This window comes from Streptomyces silaceus (assembly GCF_001419745.1).
Classification (GTDB): Bacteria; Actinomycetota; Actinomycetes; order Streptomycetales; family Streptomycetaceae; genus Streptomyces; species Streptomyces silaceus.
This window is the reverse complement of sequence record NZ_LIRJ01000630.1, coordinates 1-2,440: the sequence shown is the minus strand read 5'-3', so window position 1 is coordinate 2,440 and position 2,440 is coordinate 1. Positions and strand designations below refer to the sequence as shown.

The 2,440-nt window shown below is 73.8% G+C and carries 1 protein-coding gene and 1 pseudogene; both read left to right on the top strand.

The window, feature by feature from the left end; genetic code table 11:
• Window positions 1-256 precede the first annotated feature (256 nt).
• A pseudogene (locus AOK22_RS37995) lies at window positions 257-647 on the top strand (SanA/YdcF family protein); the annotation flags it as partial.
• A 207-nt stretch (window positions 648-854) separates the two neighbouring features.
• Window positions 855-2,440: molybdopterin oxidoreductase family protein (locus AOK22_RS37990; RefSeq protein WP_055703202.1), on the top strand; the 1,586-nt coding region annotated here is incomplete at its 3' end.

Sequence of the window (2,440 nt, the reverse complement as noted above, 5' to 3'; positions counted from 1 at the left end):
GGCGGTGTCGGGGTGGTCTCCGGGTTGTTTCGGGGGCGGGAGTCGATGACGCGGCCGGTGGGGTCGCTTACGGTTGTGGCAGTGATCGGATCGGGGGAGATCCGGTGGGCACGGGGGCGATGGCATGAAGTGGACGGGGTGGGCGCGGCGGTCGAGGCCGCCGGCGACGCGGTCGGAGCGAGGGCCCGGGACGTGGCTGCGGCGGGTGCGGCTTCCGCGCACACGGCAGGGGCAGCGACGGGCCGTGCAGGCGGTGATGGCGCTGTGTGTGCTCGCGCTGCTGCCGGCGACCTGGCTGTTCGTGACGACGGGCGACAAGGTGGGCACGGTCGAGGACGCCCCGCGGACGCGCGTCGCGATGGTGTTCGGGGCCGGGCTGTGGAAGGGCGAGCCGTCGCCGTATCTGGCGCACCGGCTGGACGCGGCGGCGAAGTTGTACCGCGCGGGCCGCATAGAGGTCGTGCTCGTCACGGGCGACAACAGCCGCGAGGACTACGACGAGCCGGACGCGATGCGCGCCTATCTGACCGAGCACGGCGTGCCGGACCGGCGGATCGTCAGTGACTACGCCGGGTTCGACACATGGGACTCCTGCGTCCGCGCCAAGAAGATATTCGGCGTGGACCGGGCCGTGCTGATCAGCCAGGNNTGTTCCGGCCCGATCCGCACTTCCTGGGTCCGCGGGAGCCGGGGGTCGAGCGAGCGCTGGCGTCACGGCGCTGAGGTCGGCGCCGTGCTCGGCGCCGAGCCGGGGCGGGCCTCACAGCGTGGCGCGGGGGCCGCTGAGGTCGGCTTACCCCGTGTGTAACGCGCGGACGTCAGGGCGTGTAACAACCCCGTCGGACGCTGGATCCATGCACTCCACGGCGACGTCGACCCACTGCCCGTACTGCGCGCTGCAATGCGGGATGGGCCTGGCCACGGGCCCCCAAGGGGTGGAGGTCGTGGAGCGTCCCGGGTTCCCGGTCAACAGGGGAGCCCTGTGCGGCAAGGGCCGCACGGCGCCCGAGGTGCTCTCCTCCCGGGTGCGGCTGACGGAGCCACTCGTCCGATCCCACGCCACGGGCAGGCTCACGCCGGCCACCTGGGAGGAGGCCCTCGACCGGATCGCCGACGGACTGTCCCGCACGCGCACGGCATATGGCGCGGACGCGTGCGGGGTGTTCGGCGGGGGCGGGCTGACCAACGAGAAGGCGTACGCGCTGGGCAAGTTCGCGCGGGTCGTGCTCGGCACGTCGCAGATCGACTACAACGGACGGTTCTGCATGTCGTCGGCCGCGGCGGCCGGGCAGCGGGCGTTCGGGCTGGACCGGGGGCTGCCGTTCCCGCTGGAGGACGTCCCGCGCACCGGCTGCGTGATCCTCGTCGGGTCGAACCTCGCCGAGACGATGCCGCCGGCGCTGCGGTACCTCACCGAGCTGCGGGAGAACGGCGGGACGTTGATCGTCGTGGACCCGCGGCGGACGCGGACCGCCGAGCAGGCCGACCTGCATCTGGCGCCCCGGCCCGGCACGGACCTGGCGCTGGCGCTGGGCCTGCTGCACCTGGTGGTGGCGGAGGGCCGCACGGACGAGGCGTTCATCGCGGAGCGCACGAGCGGCTGGGACGAGGCACGGGCGGCGGCGATGGCGCACTGGCCCGAGCACGTCGAGCGGATCACCGGGGTGGCGGTGCCCCGGCTTCGGGACGCGGTGCGCCTGTTCTGCGACGCCGGCACCGCGATGGTGCTGACCGCGCGCGGGCCCGAGCAGCAGTCCAAGGGGACGGACACGGTCGGGGCATGGATCAATCTGTGCCTGGCCACGGGGAACGCGGGGCGGCCGCTGTCCGGGTACGGCTGCCTGACGGGGCAGGGCAATGGACAAGGAGGGCGTGAACACGGGCAGAAGGCGGACCAGTTGCCCGGCTACCGCAAGCTGACCGACCCGGCGGCGCGGGCGCATGTGGCGGGCGTCTGGGGTGTGGACCCGGACACGCTGCCCGGTCCCGGGAGGTCGGCGTACGAACTGCTCGACGCGCTCGGCGGGGACGTCAGGGCGCTGCTCCTGATGGGGTCCAACCCGGTGGTGTCGGCGCCGCGGGCCGCGCATGTGGAGGAGCGGCTGCGGTCGCTCGACTTCCTCGCGGTGGCGGACGTGGTGCTGTCCGAGACGGCCGGCCTCGCGGACGTGGTGCTGCCGGTGACGCAGTGGGCCGAGGAGACCGGGACGGTGACGAACCTGGAGGGCCGGGTGCTGCTGCGGCGCCGGGCGGTGTCCGCGCCGGCCGGGGTGCGCGGTGACCTGGAGGTGCTGCACGGTCTCGCGGAGCGGCTCGGGCACGGGAAGGGGTTCCCCACGGATCCCGAGGAGGTGTTCGAGGAGCTGCGCAGGGCGAGCGCGGGCGGGGCCGCGGACTACGCGGGGATCTCGTACGCGCGGTTGGCGGAGGGTGACGGGGA